Raw genomic sequence first — 17,104 nt, forward strand, 5'->3', positions numbered from 1 at the left:
TCCCTTCCAAAAGTTACGACTGCTTAGTTCTTTATTCATTCTCACAATCCGTGAACGGTTACAACCTGGATTCCAGTGGGCTTTGTTGCATCGCTAGCTATGATGGATTAAAGATAAAAAAGATAGGGAATATCAGTAGCTTATTATTCTGGTATTTATAACAAGAACGGTCAATGAATACCTAAATTTGAGTAAAAGAAATTTCACTACCATTTACCAATCCGGCTAAAATTCAAGAATTTCAATGCTTTAGCTATTTTCAATAGAATTAAATTTATTAATATAAATAACAAATTACTATTCTTAAATTTGATCAGATTGATTGCAAAAAAACAAGATTTTCAATAGGTTGCTTATAATCCTAACTATAGTTAGCCTTTCATAAGTAGCGATGCAACAAAGCCATTCCAGTGTCAGCTACTTTCATAACACCATATTACCTTAACAAAAGCAAATGTTCGTACAGATGTGCATCAGCTACTTTCATCTGCCACCTGCAAATTGCAATGTTCGTACAGTTATGTGTCACGCTACTTGGATGACACCGTTGAAAGAAATGAACCGCCTTTTCAAAATTGTTTTGAATAGAGGAATAACATTCACAAGTAAAATTTCATATTACCATTTTTTAATTTATGTATTATAATAAGCTTAATTTATAAGAAAAACAAAGTTGGAAGAACTAAGCAAAAACTGGGTGATAAGAACGGGAAGATTTTTATCTTCATTGTTTTTTTTACTGTTGATTGCGCTATCAATACGTAGTTTTTTATTCGAGCCATTTCATATACCTTCTGGTTCAATGAAAAGCACCCTACTTGAAGGGGATTACATTTTTACTAGTAAATATTCATACGGTTACAGTAAACACTCCTTTCCATTTTCTCCAAACATTTTTAGCGGCAGGATTTTTTACACCCCTCCAAAGCGTGGCGACATAGTAGTTTTCAAACCCACAAGAAATGACAGCATCAGGTTTGTTAAGCGAGTAATAGGAACACCAGGTGACAAAGTGCAAATGATAGAGGGAGAATTATACCTAAATGATCAGAAAGTAGAGCGAAGGCAAATTGAAAGTTTTTTTGATTATGAGTCAAATCGTAACATACCAAGATATATAGAAACGCTTTTAAGTGGCAAGGAACATGAGATTTTGGTAGATGACATTTCTAATAAGCTATCATATAATACTCCGGTTTATTATGTACCTAACGATCAATTTTTTGTTATGGGAGACAATAGAAATAATTCTTTAGATAGTAGGTTTCCTGAAGTTGGTTTTGTACCAATGGAAAATATCATTGGGCGTGTAAGCATAGTTGGTTTATCGTTTAAATTGGGAAAGGTCGATTGGTTACCATTTAATTTCAGATTACCTGTTGCTTTGAGATTAAATAGGGTATTGCACAAGGTTGTGTAAGCTTTTTCGTAACCGTTCACGCAATGGCGTCAACTTAAGAGCCTTCATTAGCAGACTCTCCTAAAGACATGATGGCGTTTAGGCTTATCAACTTTGTCCATTCACGGTATAAGAAAGTAGTTTACAAAAATTGCATAATTAGTATAAAAAACAATAAACTAGATAGATGAGGGGTTGATGATAGAGGTGCTACAAGAAAAGATTGTGGTATTGGAGTCAGAAGTTGGTACTCTGAAAGCAGAGAATGATAAGTTAAGGACAAAAATAATTGAGCTAGAGGATAAGCTGGGTTTAAATTCAAAAAATTCATCGCTGCCACCATCGCAAGATGTATATCGCAAAAAGACAAAAAAGAAGAGCGATAAAAAACCAGGCGGGCAGCCAGGACATGAAGCGCACAAGCGGGAATTGATGGTAGCAGATGAGGTGGTAAAATGTTCAATTGATACAATTTGCATGTGTGGAAGCCAAGTTATTTTAGAAGAAGAAACTGTGCATCAAAAGGTTGAATTGCCAAAAATTAAACCGATAGTGACTGAATATAGGCTACAAAAAGGCTACTGTAAGGCGTGTAAGAAAAGGATCTCAGCTAGTCTGCCTGAAGGTGTGACAAGGGATCTTTTAGGAGCTAATGCAAAAGCAGTAATTAGCAGTTTTAGTGGATTTTTTATCAATTCAAAAAGGGAAGTACAGCAAATTTTGAGCAGCATATTTAATCTGAATATAAGCCTAGGTTTGGTTTCAAAGACCGAGGGTAGAGTATCAGAAAAATGTATATCTGAATACGAAAAAATAAGAGAAGAGCTACGGAAAAGCAAGTATTTACATATAGATGAAACAAGCCATAGGAACCAGGGAAAGAAAGGTTGGAGTTGGGTAGTAACGAATAAAACAGCAACACTTATGAAGTTAGTTGGATCTCGCGGAAAGAAGATATTAAAAGGGCTATTGCCAGAGTATGATGGAATAGTTATAAGCGATAGGTATGCTGCGTATAATTACTTTAATCGTGAAAACAGACAGATATGCTGGGCCCATTTAGCAAGGGACTTTGAAAGGTTTTTTTACAGTAAAAATGTTGAAGTGAGCAGAATTGGCGCAGCATTAAAATCGCTGAGCAACAGGGTATTTGTGGTAGATAGAGCACGTAAACAAAACCTGATAGACAATTTAAGATTTTTCCGGTTAATGAGGAAGATTCGAAAAAGGGTGAAACATTTTTTGCGAGAGATAACAAGGGTTGCAAAAGGAACTCAGGCCTCGAGAATGGCTGCCAATATACTACGTTCTGAAGATATGATGTGGAGATTCGTGCGCAATCCTGATCTGATCGAGACAACCAATAACCTTGCAGAACGTCAGGCTAGACGGTACGTCATTTATCGTAAAAATAGTTTTTTCACTTGGTCAGAACGTGGAGAAAAGTTCATTGAAAGAATGCTTTCGATATTTTTGACTGCACGTTTGAATGATCAGAATCCTGTCCAGAAACTACAGAATTTAGTCGCTATTCCTGCCTAATTGGGAATATTCCGTGAACGGTTACGCTTTTTCTACCTATTTGTTAATTCACACAACTCTAAAGAAGAATTTTCTAACTCGGCGATAGTGTTGTTAATTTCATTCAAGTCATTGCCTTGTAAAGCTTTTTTTGCATTTTGTAATAGGTTTTTCAACTTTTGATCAGTGGAAAAGTTATTATTGTTTTCAACCAAGTGTATGAGTTTATTTCCATTAATTTTAGCACCTGCAAGGGAACGAGCCTTCATATCTTCATCAAAGCTGTTTATTGACTGGTTAACCATATTTTGAACATCAGCTTCACTCAAGCCAAAACTTGAATTTACTTCAACTGTCTGCTCGATTCCAGTAGTTTTTTCTCTTGCAGTAACAGTCAAGATTCCGTCAACGTTAACTATGAATTCTATTTCAACTCTTGCAGAACCTGCAGGCAGTGGCGGTATACCTTTTAGTTCAAACTGCGCTAGAGATTTGTTATCCTCTATCATTTCACGTTCTCCCTGACAAACGTGAATTTTCATTGCTGTTTGCCTATCAACATAAGTTGTAAACTCTTTTATCTCTGAAACTGGTAGTGGCGTATTTCTTGGTATGATTTTTTCAACTATGCCTCCCATAGTTTCTATGCCAAGTGATAAAGGTAGAACATCCAGGAGAATATTCCTATCTTTTGAGCTCGAAGTTAAATCATGAGCCTGCAGAGCTGCCCCAATGGCAACTGCTTTATCTGGATCCACGTCATTTAGTACTTTATTTCCAAAGAGTTTGACTAGTGAATTTTGAACCAATGGTGTTCTAGTTGCACCACCAACTAAAATTACTCCTTTTATATCGTCAATTTTAAGATCTATATCGCTTATAGTACGAGTGACTATATTGATAGTCTTATTGACCAAAGAACTGATTGCCTGCTCGAATTCTTCTCTGGTAATTTCGCACTCAAATGGCTTGCCGTTAACATTAAATTCAAAGATACCTATAGTGTGATTGCTTAGGTACTCTTTCACAGAGCGTGATTCGATAAGTAAGGAATTTAGTTGCTTAGCCGTCTTTTCTCTATACTTATCAATCACAATTGAACTCAGCAAATGATCAAAATCATCACCGCCGAGTTTGGTGTCACCACCAACTGCAAGAACTTGAAACACTCCTTGATGCAATTTCAATATCGAAATATCAAATGTTCCACCACCAAGGTCATACACTGCATATATTCCACTGCTATTGTTCTTTTCAATGGAGTAAGAAAGCGCTGCAGCGGTTGGCTCGTTAACGAGGCGAAGAACTTCTATTCCAGCTAATTTTGCCGCATATTTAGTTGCGTTACGTGCTGAATCGTCAAAGTAAGCTGGCACAGTAATCACTGCTTTTTTTACTTCCAGTCCCTTAGACTTTTTTACCCTCTCACATAAAGCTTTTAATATCTCAGCAGAAATCTCAATAGGAGTAAGATACTTTTCCTCTGCGCATTTTATTCTAATAACTTTTTCGCTTTCATGATCTATTTCAAAATTGACGCCTTCTTTATTTAATTCTTCAACACTTTTACCCATTAAACGCTTTATTGAGTAGATTGCATTTTGACCGACGTCACAGCCAGTTTTCAATGTATTATTTTCATACGAAATAACAGAAGGCAGTAGCTCTCTTCCCTGTTTATCTTTAAATATCTCCACATTGCCAGCTTTATTCACCATAGCAATCAAAGAATTGGTGGTGCCAAGGTCTATACCAAAAACTACTTCACTTGAATTTGGTTCAGAAATTTGAATTGGTTGCATTCTTTTTCACCTCCTCAAATGACTTATATAAATATTTCAATCTTAAGACTTGTGTAGCAGCTCCATCAAAATTCTTTACAGCAAAAGTGTTAATTAGGTTTTTAATGCAACCTTTTATTTTTTCATCAATCATCCTGCTTGCAAATTGTAGATCGTCGCAGTCTAGTAAGTACTCTCTTATTTCCATTGATTCACTTAATATTTCAGAATTTAAGTAGTCCTTTTGGCTTTTCACATTAAAAAAATCCAGCAAATGCTCAGCACGTTTTAGCGGTGACTTTAGTATCTGATAAGCTCTGTTAATATTTTCCATGTTTTGGGACTGTCTTTCATTTATATCAGTCCTGCTTAGCTCAATATATTTTTTCTCTAACTCATCAAAGCTGATATTGAAAGCTGGTTCAATTTCAAACAATGCAAAATAGTTGCTAGACATGAAAACTCTCTCCACAACCACATTTTCCTTTCTCATTAGGATTTTTGAAAACAAAACCCGATGAAAATTTTTCTTCTACATAATCCATTTCAGAGCCAAGAATAAACATGACGGATTTTGGGTCGATCAACACTTTAACTTTTTGGCCATCACTACAGTTTTCCTCAATTATCGACTCTAAAGGACGAGTATCATATGCATATTCAATGTCATATTTTAAACCAGAACATCCTTTTTGCTTAATTAGCACTCTTATTCCTATTGCTTCTTCCGGTTTCTCAAGGTTAGTATGCTTCTTTTGGTCCAATAAATACCTTATCCTTTCTACTGCTTCCGCAGTTATAGTGATAAGTTTTTTATTCTTTTTTACAGTTTCACCTCCGCCTACTTCTTGATATTCACCCATGTTCGTAGCTTCTTAATTCTTTTGTTTACTTTGATAGTCATGAATAGCAGCCTTTATAGCATCTTCAGCAAGTACCGAACAGTGTATCTTCACTGGAGGTAAAGACAACTCTTCCACTATTTGAGTATTCTTTATCTGTGTAACGTCACTGATGGTTCTTCCCTTTATCATCTCTGTTAACAAGGAACTTGAAGCAATGGCAGAACCACAACCAAAAGTTTTAAATTTTGCATCTTCAATAACACCTTTGTCATTGACCTTTATCTGCAATTTCATTACATCACCGCACGATGGTGCACCAACTAGACCAGTGCCAACACTTGGATCATTTTTATCCAGAGAGCCAACATTCCTTGGATTTTCGTAATGATCTAAAATTTTCTCATTATAACTCATAAAATTACCTGTGAACCGCTATTCTACATTATAACATATTTAGGTTAAAAACTAAAGTAAAATACACTAGCAAACAGTATATTTTACTCACAAAATATATGGGTTACGAGTGTATTTACTTTACAAATACATGTAGTGCATGTCATTCTCTATATTGTAATTAAAAAGGAGTATTCTCTTGAGTTTATTTGGTAACCTTTATAAAGGCTTGTTAAAAACTTCTTCTCGCTTTAGCAACGGAGTAAAAAGTATTTTCTCTAACAAAAAAAAATTAGATCAGTCGCTTTTAGATGAGCTAGAAGAATTGCTAATTAGCATGGATATTGGTCATAAAACTTCCAAGTTGATTATTGACAGGCTCACAAGCATCAAGTTTGACAAGGAAGTTGAGTATAATATTATCTCGCAGCAGTTAATGAACGAAATAGAAGCTATATTGAGCCCAGTTGTGCAACCGTTAATTTTGAACAAAAAACCACATATAATAATGGTATGCGGAGTAAACGGTAATGGTAAAACCACAACTATAGGTAAGCTTGCATATAAATATAAGGAAATGGGAAAATCCGTTATGCTTGTTGCATGCGACACATTTAGAGCTGCTGCTAGTGAGCAATTAAACATTTGGGCAGAACGTTCTGATTGCTTGATTGTTACTGGAGAGTACGGTAGCGACTCTGCAAGTGTGGCATATAGAGCTGTAAGTCAAGCTATAAAAGACAACGTTGATGTTGTTCTAATTGACACAGCAGGAAGGCTGCAAAATAATGTGAACCTTATGGAGGAGTTATCAAAAATATATAGAACGATAAAGAAATTGGATGATACTGCCCCTCATGACGTTATTTTAGTTCTTGATGCAACTACCGGCCAAAATGCTTATAGCCAATTAGAAGCATTTAGCAAAATGGTTAATGTTACCGGGCTAATCGTAACAAAGTTAGATGGCACTGCTAAGGGCGGAGTGGTAATTGGACTTGCAGAAGCTTATAAGATAAAGTTACATGCTATAGGAATTGGCGAAAATATAGAGGACTTAAGGGAGTTTACTAGTAAAGAATTTGCTGAAGCGTTATTTAATTGTAATTAAAGACTTCTCTTAATTCCCTTACGTGACCAAGCTTGATTATTTCAATATCATGAGAAGAATAATTGCCATTTTTAGGCATAATTGCTTTTTTGAATCCTAACTTTTGTGCTTCTTTTAGTCTGAGATCAGCATGCGAGATGTTCCTAATTTCTCCTGAAAGTGCAACTTCACCGCAGATTATTGAAGAAGTTGGCAGCGGTAAATTTACTACACTTGAAATAAGGGAAGCAGCAACAGCAAGATCAGCCGATGGTTCCTGTATTTTGAGTCCCCCTGCAATGTTTAGGTATACCTCTTTATCATGCAAAAACATTTTGCAACGAGCATTTAGCACCGCAATGATCATAGCCAATCGATTAATATCCCACCCAACTACTGCCCTTCTTGGGGTTGCCATATTAGTCCCTGCTATTAATGCTTGCACTTCCATTAAAATTGGTCTTGAACCTTCAATTCCTGCAAATACGGCGCTGCCAACTACTTCTCTGTCATGGGCCATCAGAAACAATGATGATGGGTTATCAACAGGCACAAGTCCTGCTTCAGACATCTCAAAAACACCAATTTCATTTGCAGGGCCAAATCTATTCTTAATAGTACGCAAAATGCGGTATTGATTGCTATTTTCACCTTCAAAATATAATACCGTATCCACCATATGCTCCAAAGTTTTAGGTCCAGCTATTTGTCCATCCTTAGTTATATGGCCAACTATTAAGAGGGAAATACCATATTGTTTCGCAAGAATGGTTAATTCATGTGCGCAAGTGCGGACCTGAGTTACAGTTCCTGGTGCTGATATAATTCTGCTATCATACATTGTTTGTATAGAGTCAATTACTAAGAATTTAATACTTTTGTTTTCCTTTATTGTTGCTACTACATCAGTTAAAGACACTGTAGACAAAAGCTTAATTTTAGGTTCATTTATCTTAAGACGCTTTGCTCTGAGGCTCACTTGCTCTAAAGATTCCTCGCCGGATACATAAAGACATTCAAAAGAGGAAAGTTGCACAACATTAGCTGCAATTCTAAGCAAAAGGGTAGATTTCCCAATTCCAGGTTCGCCACCAATTAAAATGCTAGCACCTTGAACGATACCTCCACCAAAAACTCTATCTAATTCTTCTATTCCTGTTAAAAAACGACTTGGAGTGATAATTTCGCTACCCGATAACGTCTTTATTAAAATTGGCGCAGATATACTTCTTTTGCCCGTTTTTACTGCTATTTCCTCAACAACTGTATCCCAATTGTCACATGCAATACACTTCCCTACCCACCTGCCAGTGCTGTGACCACAGGATTGACATACATATACAGTTTTCATCAAAGCCAAAATTATTTTGTTGTAATTGTAATAAAAATTAGCTGAATATGCGAAGTAAATCTATAGCTAACCCAAGAAAGGGTTCCCTATGTCATACCGCGATTCATTCGCGGTATCTCTAGATCCCGCTAACAAGTAGCGGGATGACGAGCTTATCGTCACGCCGCCGCGAACCGTCATACCGCGATTCATTCGCGGTATCTCTAGATCCCGCTAACAAGTAGCGGGATGACGAGGTCATGCCACCGCGCGAACCGTCATACCGTCACGGTATCTCTAGATCCCGCTAACACGTAGGGGAATGACGAGGTCATGCCGCCGCAAACCGTCATACCGCCGCGGTATCTCTTAGCCGCTAACACGTAGCGGGATGACGGTTGTCGTTTAGCTACAAACGTTAAGAAATTTACCAAATGAAAAAAAAGGCAAAAGAAGCCCTGGGGTTATTATCCGCTTTAAAATATTGGCGTTTTTTATGTTTTAAACGCTTGACAAGCAAGATTAAGCTGCTTTTAATTGCAACTAACTTACGCTGCAAATGTTTAAGAAGTTTACTAAGCAGAAAAAAAGACAAAGAATCCCCGAGTTAGCTAGTCTTTTACTATCTCTGTCGAGTATTGGCATTTTTTGATGTCTTGTAACGCTTTATAAGCGCGTTCAGCTTATTTAGATAAAAATCTAGATGTAGATGAAGTTTTGTAAAGACATACAGTATCTATGTACTGCAAAAAATTAAACATAAGACGCCGATACATTAAGTAATCCTTACCTTTTAATCTGCAGATTGGCGAAAGCAAATACAATAGCTTCAGTTTTATGATAAGGGTGCTGGCGAAGGGTGTCAAGCAAGTTTTTTGTTTCTATTCCCAATGTTATATGGTTATGTAAGAGGTTGTCCACAAACCAGTAAATCAAGCATATTCCCTACTTAACATAACTTTACTCATAGCCAGATATATGAAACTTTCAGTAGATGTTGTAAGTAAATCGTACTCCTTTGATAGCCTTCTATTTCTATTGATCCAAGCAAAAGTCCTCTCTACCACCCACCTTCTCGGCTGTACTGAAAATCCAGGATCCCGTTGTGGCAATAGTTCTAGTGGTGTATCTTTATGCACCCAAAACCTACATGGAGGCCTTTTGACAATTTCAATATCTATCCCATATTCTCTCTTTACGTAATCCTTTAAATCTTTTCCTTGGTATCCCATATCAGCCCACATTTTCTTAATATTGCTGTATTTTTCCTTCATATTGTCCAATGCCATCTTCACCCCATCTCTGTCATTTTCGCTTGCAGCTCCTACATAGCAACCAAGCACAAATCCTTGAGTATCTGTGATTATATGTCTTTTTCTCCCCTTTACCTTTTTCGCACCATCATAACCTTTGCCCCCCCTTTTTCCGTGGTTTTACCGATTGACTGTCCACTATGCATGCGCTCGGCTTCCCATTTTTGACCTACTATATTTAGTGATATCATAGTTCATTTTCTCAAAAATTCCCTGCTTTTTCCATCTTCTAAACTGTTCATGCACAGCCTTCCACGGCGGAAAATCGTGTGGTAAATAGCGCCATTGACATCCTGTGCGCAGTATATAAAGAATTGCATTTACTATCTCACACTTACTGTATTTTGGTGGCCTTCCTCCTTTCTTGTACGATACTCTGAAGTGTTTTTCTATTCTTGCCCATTCCCTTTTACTTAAATCTGTTGGATATTTTTTCCTCATCTCTTACCTCAATATTCTTTCTTTATATACTACGTATTCCTTGGTTTGTGGACAACCTCTTACCAACTTAATAAAATTCCTGGATCCCAGTGGGCTTTGTTGCATCGCTAGCTATGATGGATTAAAGATAAAAAAGATAGGGAATATCAGTAGCTTATTATTCTGGTATTTATAACAAGAACGGTCAGTGAATACCTAAATTTGAGTAAAAGAAATTTCACTACCACTCACTAATCTGGCTAAAATTCAAGAATTTCAATGCTTTAGCTATTTTCAATAGAATTAAATTTATTAATATAAATAACAAATTACTATTCTTAAATTTGATCAGATTGATTGCAAAAAAACAAGATTTTCAATAGGTTGCTTATAATCCTAACTATAGTTAGCCTTTCATAAGTAGCGATGCAACAAAGCCATCCCAGTGTCAAGCACTGGGATGACAAGAAGAGGGTACTTGGATAAGAGGCATTGCCCTCCTGCTAGGCCCAAATTGCAATGTCCGTACAGTTATGGATTCATTCGCGGTATAGATTCCGCTAATGAGTAGCGGAATGACGAATTTGTTGTTTTTCAAATTGTAGGTAAACCTAAGCCACTTTAGCTATATATAATAGAATTTCGCTTTCTACTATCTTTCCAGTTGTTTTATACATAATTCTCGAATTTTGAAAATTTGCTCCATATCTAATTTCTCACTTGTATAAAATTTGTTTTCTTACTTCGAGACCTAATCTACCACAACTTTTATATGGCGTTTCTTTCCTGCAGATAATTTTATAAATGGCTGATCTTTAAAGCTTTCGAAATTTATTACATGATCAATATTGTTTACAACATTATCATTAATCTTGCATCCGTTGCCCTGTATTAAACGCTTTGCAGCGCCTTTTGAAGGTTCAAAACCGGTGTCATGTAGTAGGTCTACTAAGGATATGCCGCTTGCAACTTGTTCTTTTTTTATGATGTAATCAGGAAGTAGTGAGCTATCTTCATTCTCAAAAGCAGAAATTGCAGCAAATTGTGCAAGTTCCGCTTCTTTGTCACCATGACATATTTTTGTCACTTCTGTTGCCAAGACCTTTTTTGCTTCATTTATTTCTTGATCCTTTAAAGACTCTAATTTTCTAATCTCATCAATTGGCACATCAGTGAGCAATCTTAAAAAACGTCCAACATCTTGATCATCAACGTTGCGAAAATATTGCCAGTAGTCGTAAGGCTTTAGCATATTATCATCAAGCCACACTGCTCCACTTTCAGTTTTGCCCATTTTTTTTCCTTGTGCATTTAATAAAAGAGGCATGGTAAGGCCAAATAGCTCAGGTAAATTCAACTTTTTTCCAAGTTCAATTCCGTTTACTATATTTCCCCACTGGTCTGACCCTCCAATCTGCAGACGACAATCATATTTTTTGTTTAATTCAATAAAGTCGTAAGCTTGCAATAGCATGTAATTAAATTCCAGAAAGCTTAAGGTTTGCTCTCTATCCAGCCTGGTTTTCACACTATCAAAACTTAGCATACGATTTACAGAAAAATAAGCTCCTATATCACGCAAAAAATCTATGTATTTTATGTTATCCAACCAATCTGCGTTATTTACTATCATTGCACCAGTCTTGCTGTCATTAAAAGACACCATTTTCTCTAATATTCTCCTTATACTGGATGTATTTTGATTGATGTTCTCTACAGGCAAGATGCTTCTTGCTTTATCTTTGAAGGATGGGTCACCAATTTTTGTTGTGCCACCTCCAAGTAAGACTATCGGCTTATAACCAAATTTTTGTAGGTGACAGAGCATCATAATCTGAATTAGGTGACCAGCATGAAGACTTGGTGCTGTGCAATCAAACCCAATGTATGCAACTATATAATTGCTCTGCAATAATAATTGATCTAGTCCTTCAATGTTTGTGCATTGGTATAGGTACCCTCTTTCTTGGATGAAATTTAAAAATTCAGATGCGTGTTTCATTTTATAAACCCCAGTCTATCCTGTCATTAATGCCGAAGGTAACCCTAATAGAGAAGCCAGTGCCCAGACACTGGAACTTAATTATAAACAAGCACACTATACAACGTTTTCGATGAAATTGCATGAAAAACTGGATTCCAGTGTCAGCTACTTTCATGACACCACTACCTGTGCAGGAGTTGCCTTCAAAATTACAACGTTTGTGCAATTGTGTACCAGCTATCTGGATAATCAATTCCATAACTCTTCTATTTTATAATACTCCCTTACTTCCGGCCTGAATATGTGAACCATTATGCCTTGAAAATTCAAAACCACCCAATTGCCTTCATCCATACCTTCTACATCTATTTTATCATGTGGCTTGAGGCTTTTTATTACGTGCTCAGCTAAAGCTTTAACGTGACGGCTTGAATCACCAGATGCAATAATCATATATTTTGCAATAACGGTTTTATTCTGCACATCAAAAGTTACTATATCATGACCTTTATTTTGATCTATTATCTCTTCAATTGTACTTCTTATCGATTTCATATCGCTAAGCATTGTTTACAGGTTATATGATTCATTTATAATTATATACTCAAAATTTCTAAATATGAACTATTTTCAACGCAACTACTTGTTAAAGGTATTACCTGCATCTATTTTATCATCATGTTTTTAGCATGTACAATGTATATACTTTTTATATAATTGAAAATAGCTTTTTACTAGTATTCATTATGGGCAAGACTCTCATCTACTTAATCGGCTTTCCAGGCAGTGGTAAGTTTACTACTGCAAAGGAACTGTGTAAAATCATTGGTGCAGTAATAGTAAGCAATAATCTATTCAATAATATTATATTTGATATTGTTAAATTACAAAACGCTGAAGTTCCAGATGACCTATGGGAAAAAATTTTTGCAGTTAGGGAAAATGTATTAGCAATACTGGAAAAACACTACGTAAAATCAAAACATTATATATTTACAAATGAATTGATAGAGGGTGATCCCTATGACCAAAGATTATATAACTCAGTGGTAAATTTAAGTAAAAAAATGGACATGGAAATTTTTTCTGTAGTATTACATTGTAATAATGAAAAACTAGTAAGACGTGTCCAATCAGAAGAGAGATATCAGGAAAATAAAATTACTGATCCGGATTTTGCTATAAAGAAAATTGAAGGGAAAAGGCTATTTATACCTGAGGGTTCGCTTGAAATTGATAACTCGAACTTGAGTGCAAAGGAAGTTGCAAAGAAAATTGTTGAAGAGATGAAGAAAGAAAAAAATGGAAAATTAATTAAAACTTCTGTAACAAATCATTTAAAAACAGAGCGTACTCGTGGTTGAGCAGAAAGATAAGTACCGTCCTTGTGTTGGCATAATGCTATTTAACAGACAAGGACATGCCTTTATTGGAAAACGCTTTGATAGCGATTCTTACTGGCAGATGCCACAAGGAGGTGTTGATGATGGTGAGGAACTGGAACAAGCAGCGTTACGTGAGTTGCTAGAGGAGGTTGGTACTAATAAAGTAAAGGTTATAACTAAAAGCAAGGATTGGATATACTACAACTTGCCTGAAGAAGTTATACCAATATGCTGGAATGGAAAATATTCTGGTCAAAAGCAAAGGTGGTTCTTAATGAAGTTTTGCGGAGAGGATGAGGACATTGATATTAATTATACTGGTCATCCAGAGTTCAAAGAGTGGCGTTGGCAAGGTATAGATAGTTTAGTAGCCAGTGCTATATCATTTAAAAAAGAAGTTTATAAAACAGTGATAGAAGAGTTTTCTTCTATAATAAAAGCCTCAACAATAAGCTCATGATAGTAGATTCTCATTGCCACTTGATTTATTTTTCTGACGATGAAATACCAAAAGTAATTTCAAGGGCAGAGCAAAATGGTGTAAAGGTTTTGCATAACATATGCGTAAGCATTGACGATGTTCCTAAGTTATTAAAAATTTCTTCATCCTATGATCAGGTCTACTCCTCTGTTGGTATACATCCGCTTGATGCTGCTATAGAAAACGGTGAGTGTATACATGTTGATGAATTAGTTGAATTTACCAAGAACCAAAAGGTAATTAGTATCGGTGAAACCGGGTTAGATTTTTATAAATCTGACAACAAAGACAATCAGAAAAAAAGTTTTGCATTACATATAGAAGCGTCAAGAATAACTGGACTACCTTTAGTTATTCACACAAGAAGCGCTGATAATGAGATGATCGATATGTTAAGGTCAGAAATGAAAGCCGGTGCTTTTAGTGGAGTAATGCACTGCTTTGCTTCCTCTAAAGAACTTGCTTATCAATCTATAGATTTGGGGTTATATATTTCATTTTCTGGAATTATTACTTTTAAAAATGCGAGCTTACTCAGAGAAATTGCACAAAATGTACCACGCGAGCGTGTTTTAGTCGAAACTGATGCACCATATCTATCACCTGAGCCTTATAGGGGAAAAAAGAATGAACCAGCAATGGTGAAATACGTTGTTGATTGTTTGGCAGAGTTGTGGAATGAGTCACCAGAACAAGTAGCGAAGGTAACCACAAGCAACTTTTTTAGGCTGTTTGAGCTATAAAGAAGCTCTATAAAACCATTAATTTGCTTATGAACCTAAAGATTTCACCAGCTCTCTCACCGAGTTTACAGACTTATTAAACATTTCTTGTTCACTATCATTCATTTTAACTTCTAGGATCTTTTCAATTCCGTTTTTTCCAATAATTACAGGAACACCAATAAACAAATCTTCTACACCATATTCACCATTAAGGTAAGCAGCACATGGTAATATGCGCCTCTTATCTTTTAAATATGATTCTAACATGCATATAGCTGAAGATGCAGGAGCGTAGTATGCAGATCCAGACTTAAGCAGATCAACTATTTCTTTACCGCCATTGCGAGTGCGTTCAACTATTTCATCGACTTTTTTCTGTGTGATAAGACCCATATCGATAATTTGAGTAAGTGGAATTCCAGCAACTGAAGTACAATTGATTAGTGGTACCATAGTGTCGCCATGTCCTCCAAGCACAAAAGCAGATATATCTTCAACTGAGATATTTAACTCACTTGCAAGAAAGTAACGAAAACGGGAAGAATCAAGCACTCCTGCCATGCCAACAATCATATTAGTTGGAAGGTTTGAAAATTTATGCACCACTGAAACCATGGCATCCAAAGGGTTGGTAACCACTATTACAAACGTGTTTGGAGAATATTTTTTAATATTTTCGCCAACCTCCTTCATTACTTTAGCATTGGTTTGCAGGAGGTCATCTCTGCTCATTCCTGGTTTTCTGGCAATGCCAGCGGTTATTATAATTGCATCGGAGTTTTTTATATCTTCATACCTATTTGTGCCAGTAATATTGACATCAAATCCATCAATAGGGGATGATTCTGCTATGTCGAGTGCTTTACCTTGTGGTATTCCATCACTAATATCAAGTAAAACAACATCACCGAGTTCCCTTAGTGCAATCATATGGGTGAGAGTTCCACCGATATTTCCTGCACCGATTAAAGATATTTTTTTTCTTTGTACTGTCATTTTCTACTCCTTTGTATTTACTTTTATGGTTTTACCTTCCCAAGGCGATAAGCTATCAAACATACGAAAATCTTGCGGTAAATCTATAGGATTATATACAACCTTTTTTGTCTCTATATCATATCTTACTTCCTCATAACCAGTGAGAGGGAAATCTTTTAACATTGGATGACCTTTGAATCCATAGTCTGTTAGAATCCTACGCAAATCAGGGTGATCAGAAAACTCTATTCCATACATATCAAACACTTCACGCTCAAACCACAAAGCCGTACTAAATATCTTCGCTACACTTGGAGGCATGTCGCTTTCACATAACTGAAGCTTTATGTGTACTCTAATATTATGCACAATGCTGAGCAGATTGTATATTAGCTCGAAACGCTTCTCTCTATTTGGATAGTCAACCCCAAAAATATCAACTAATAGTTCAAACCTACACTTTTCATCATCACGTAGAAAGAATAGGTACTTTTCAATTTCATCTAAAGTTGAATATATTACAATAATGCCATCATCTTTTTGAATGCACTCGCATTTGGTCTTTTTTTGTATATACTTTGCAGTTTTATCCATTCCGAGTCCGTTTTATTTTGTTTTGTAGGCATAGCATTCCATATAGCAACGCCTCAGCGGTTGGTGGGCATCCAGGGACATACACGTCAACTGGCACAATTCTATCACAGCCTCGAACTACTGAATAAGAGTAATGGTAATAACCACCACCATTTGCACAACTTCCCATGGAAATAACATACTTCGGGTCTGCCATTTGATCATAAACCTTGCGCAATGCTGCTGCCATTTTATTAGTTAGTGTGCCAGCAACAATCATCACATCTGATTGACGTGGGCTTGCACGAAACATTATACCATATCTATCAAGATCATAACGGCTGGATGCAGTATGCATCATCTCAACTGCGCAACATGCAAGACCAAATGTCATTGGCCACAATGAACCAGACCTTGCCCAATTCATTACATAATCTGTTAAATCACCAAATTTAGTGACAAGAAACCCTTCTTTTTTATAACGACCCCAGTCATCATTAGATAGAATTTGATTTGTCATAAACTACTCCCACTCTAATGCACCTTTACACCATTCATAGATAAAACCTATAGTGAGTATTGCAAGAAATACCATCATAGACCAAAATCCACCATAGCTTATCTTAGATAAAGAAACAGCCCAAGGAAAAAGAAAAGCAATTTCTAAGTCAAATATTATAAATAATATTGAAACTAGATAAAATTTAATGTCAAAATTTTTTCTTGCACTAGATAGTGGATTGAAGCCACACTCATATGTGGAAAGCTTTTCACCATCTGGCTTACTCACTGCAAGAAACATAGGCAATATACCTAAAGCAAAAGATACTACAATTGATACGCAGATAAAGATTACTATGGTTAAATATTCGCTCATTTAACAAAA

Annotated in this window: 18 protein-coding genes and 1 pseudogene; 6 read left to right on the forward strand and 13 right to left on the reverse strand. The window is 36.1% G+C overall.

Features of this window, described 5'->3' with window-relative positions; all coding sequences use genetic code 11:
* Window positions 1-673 precede the first annotated feature (673 nt).
* The gene (gene lepB / locus OPR21_RS00285) at window positions 674-1,420 is read left to right on the forward strand and encodes a signal peptidase I (RefSeq protein ID WP_010962911.1); all 747 of its coding nucleotides are present in this window, start codon (window positions 674-676) and stop codon (window positions 1,418-1,420) included.
* Between the two features lie 177 nt (window positions 1,421-1,597).
* The gene (gene tnpC, locus OPR21_RS00290; protein ID WP_265022247.1) at window positions 1,598-2,941 is read left to right on the forward strand and encodes an IS66 family transposase; all 1,344 of its coding nucleotides are present in this window, start codon (window positions 1,598-1,600) and stop codon (window positions 2,939-2,941) included.
* A gap of 32 nt (window positions 2,942-2,973) precedes the next feature.
* On the opposite strand, the gene hscA is transcribed toward tnpC, so the two are convergent.
* From hscA to iscU, 4 genes are read right to left on the reverse strand one after another with little or no spacing between them, the layout of a single operon-like run.
* Window positions 2,974-4,722, reverse strand: a complete 1,749-nt coding sequence (gene hscA, locus OPR21_RS00295) for a Fe-S protein assembly chaperone HscA (RefSeq protein WP_265029976.1) — start codon at window positions 4,720-4,722, stop codon at window positions 2,974-2,976.
* Entirely contained in the window at window positions 4,700-5,158 is a 459-nt protein-coding gene (locus tag OPR21_RS00300) for an iron-sulfur cluster co-chaperone HscB C-terminal domain-containing protein (protein ID WP_319803697.1), read from the reverse strand. Before OPR21_RS00300 ends, hscA begins: the two co-directional genes overlap by 23 nt.
* On the reverse strand, window positions 5,151-5,564 hold the full coding sequence (locus OPR21_RS00305) for a HesB/IscA family protein (RefSeq protein WP_007548854.1): 414 nt from the start codon (window positions 5,562-5,564) through the stop codon (window positions 5,151-5,153). The genes OPR21_RS00300 and OPR21_RS00305 overlap by 8 nt, the downstream gene beginning before the upstream one ends.
* A 12-nt stretch (window positions 5,565-5,576) precedes the next feature.
* Entirely contained in the window at window positions 5,577-5,960 is a 384-nt protein-coding gene (gene iscU / locus OPR21_RS00310) for a Fe-S cluster assembly scaffold IscU (RefSeq protein ID WP_151808025.1), read from the reverse strand.
* A 178-nt stretch (window positions 5,961-6,138) separates the two neighbouring features.
* Here iscU and ftsY point away from each other — a divergent pair, with 178 nt between their 5' ends.
* Entirely contained in the window at window positions 6,139-7,050 is a 912-nt protein-coding gene (gene ftsY / locus OPR21_RS00315; protein WP_006279965.1) for a signal recognition particle-docking protein FtsY, read from the forward strand.
* On the opposite strand, the gene radA is transcribed toward ftsY, so the two are convergent.
* The 5 genes and pseudogenes from radA to rsfS all read right to left on the reverse strand — a co-directional run bounded on the left by radA (window position 7,037) and on the right by rsfS (window position 12,643).
* On the reverse strand, window positions 7,037-8,380 hold the full coding sequence (gene radA, locus OPR21_RS00320; RefSeq protein WP_236514360.1) for a DNA repair protein RadA: 1,344 nt from the start codon (window positions 8,378-8,380) through the stop codon (window positions 7,037-7,039). The two genes, ftsY and radA, sit on opposite strands and share 14 nt — an antisense overlap.
* 911 nt (window positions 8,381-9,291) lie before the next feature.
* Window positions 9,292-10,113, reverse strand: a pseudogene (locus tag OPR21_RS00325) (IS5 family transposase).
* Between the two features lie 730 nt (window positions 10,114-10,843).
* Window positions 10,844-12,094 carry a tyrosine--tRNA ligase gene (tyrS, locus tag OPR21_RS00330; RefSeq protein WP_007548582.1) on the reverse strand — a complete coding sequence of 417 codons (1,251 nt, stop codon included), beginning with the start codon at window positions 12,092-12,094 and terminating at the stop codon, window positions 10,844-10,846.
* Window position 12,095: 1 nt separating this feature from the next.
* The gene (locus OPR21_RS00335; protein ID WP_049973599.1) at window positions 12,096-12,335 is read right to left on the reverse strand and encodes a hypothetical protein; all 240 of its coding nucleotides are present in this window, start codon (window positions 12,333-12,335) and stop codon (window positions 12,096-12,098) included.
* Complete coding sequence (gene rsfS, locus OPR21_RS00340) at window positions 12,326-12,643, reverse strand: ribosome silencing factor (protein WP_015589391.1); 318 nt, start codon at window positions 12,641-12,643, stop codon at window positions 12,326-12,328. Before rsfS ends, OPR21_RS00335 begins: the two co-directional genes overlap by 10 nt.
* A 179-nt stretch (window positions 12,644-12,822) precedes the next feature.
* Here rsfS and OPR21_RS00345 point away from each other — a divergent pair, with 179 nt between their 5' ends.
* The 3 genes from OPR21_RS00345 to OPR21_RS00355 are packed head-to-tail and all read left to right on the forward strand — an operon-like array spanning window position 12,823 to window position 14,685.
* Complete coding sequence (locus OPR21_RS00345; RefSeq protein WP_022626414.1) at window positions 12,823-13,440, forward strand: AAA family ATPase; 618 nt, start codon at window positions 12,823-12,825, stop codon at window positions 13,438-13,440.
* A gap of 34 nt (window positions 13,441-13,474) precedes the next feature.
* Window positions 13,475-13,921, forward strand: coding sequence for an RNA pyrophosphohydrolase (locus OPR21_RS00350; RefSeq protein ID WP_007548581.1), 447 nt, complete (start codon window positions 13,475-13,477; stop codon window positions 13,919-13,921).
* Window positions 13,918-14,685, forward strand: a complete 768-nt coding sequence (locus tag OPR21_RS00355) for a TatD family hydrolase (RefSeq protein WP_010082353.1) — start codon at window positions 13,918-13,920, stop codon at window positions 14,683-14,685. Before OPR21_RS00350 ends, OPR21_RS00355 begins: the two co-directional genes overlap by 4 nt.
* Window positions 14,686-14,712: 27 nt before the next feature.
* Here OPR21_RS00355 and mdh read toward each other — a convergent pair whose 3' ends face one another.
* The 4 genes from mdh to OPR21_RS00375 are packed head-to-tail and all read right to left on the reverse strand — an operon-like array spanning window position 14,713 to window position 17,095.
* On the reverse strand, window positions 14,713-15,663 hold the full coding sequence (mdh, locus tag OPR21_RS00360; protein ID WP_236514358.1) for a malate dehydrogenase: 951 nt from the start codon (window positions 15,661-15,663) through the stop codon (window positions 14,713-14,715).
* A 3-nt stretch (window positions 15,664-15,666) separates the two neighbouring features.
* A complete protein-coding gene (locus OPR21_RS00365) occupies window positions 15,667-16,239 on the reverse strand; it encodes an NADH-quinone oxidoreductase subunit C (RefSeq protein ID WP_006279573.1) in 573 nt (190 codons plus the stop codon).
* Window positions 16,232-16,738 (reverse strand): NuoB/complex I 20 kDa subunit family protein, encoded by a 507-nt coding sequence (locus OPR21_RS00370; protein WP_006279574.1) that lies wholly within the window; start codon window positions 16,736-16,738, stop codon window positions 16,232-16,234. The genes OPR21_RS00365 and OPR21_RS00370 overlap by 8 nt, the downstream gene beginning before the upstream one ends.
* A gap of 3 nt (window positions 16,739-16,741) precedes the next feature.
* Window positions 16,742-17,095, reverse strand: coding sequence for an NADH-quinone oxidoreductase subunit A (locus OPR21_RS00375; RefSeq protein ID WP_006279576.1), 354 nt, complete (start codon window positions 17,093-17,095; stop codon window positions 16,742-16,744).
* Window positions 17,096-17,104: the final 9 nt, after the last annotated feature.

The sequence above is a fragment of the Wolbachia endosymbiont (group A) of Philonthus cognatus genome, from assembly GCF_947251755.1.
In the GTDB taxonomy this organism is placed as follows: Bacteria; Pseudomonadota; Alphaproteobacteria; order Rickettsiales; family Anaplasmataceae; genus Wolbachia; species Wolbachia pipientis.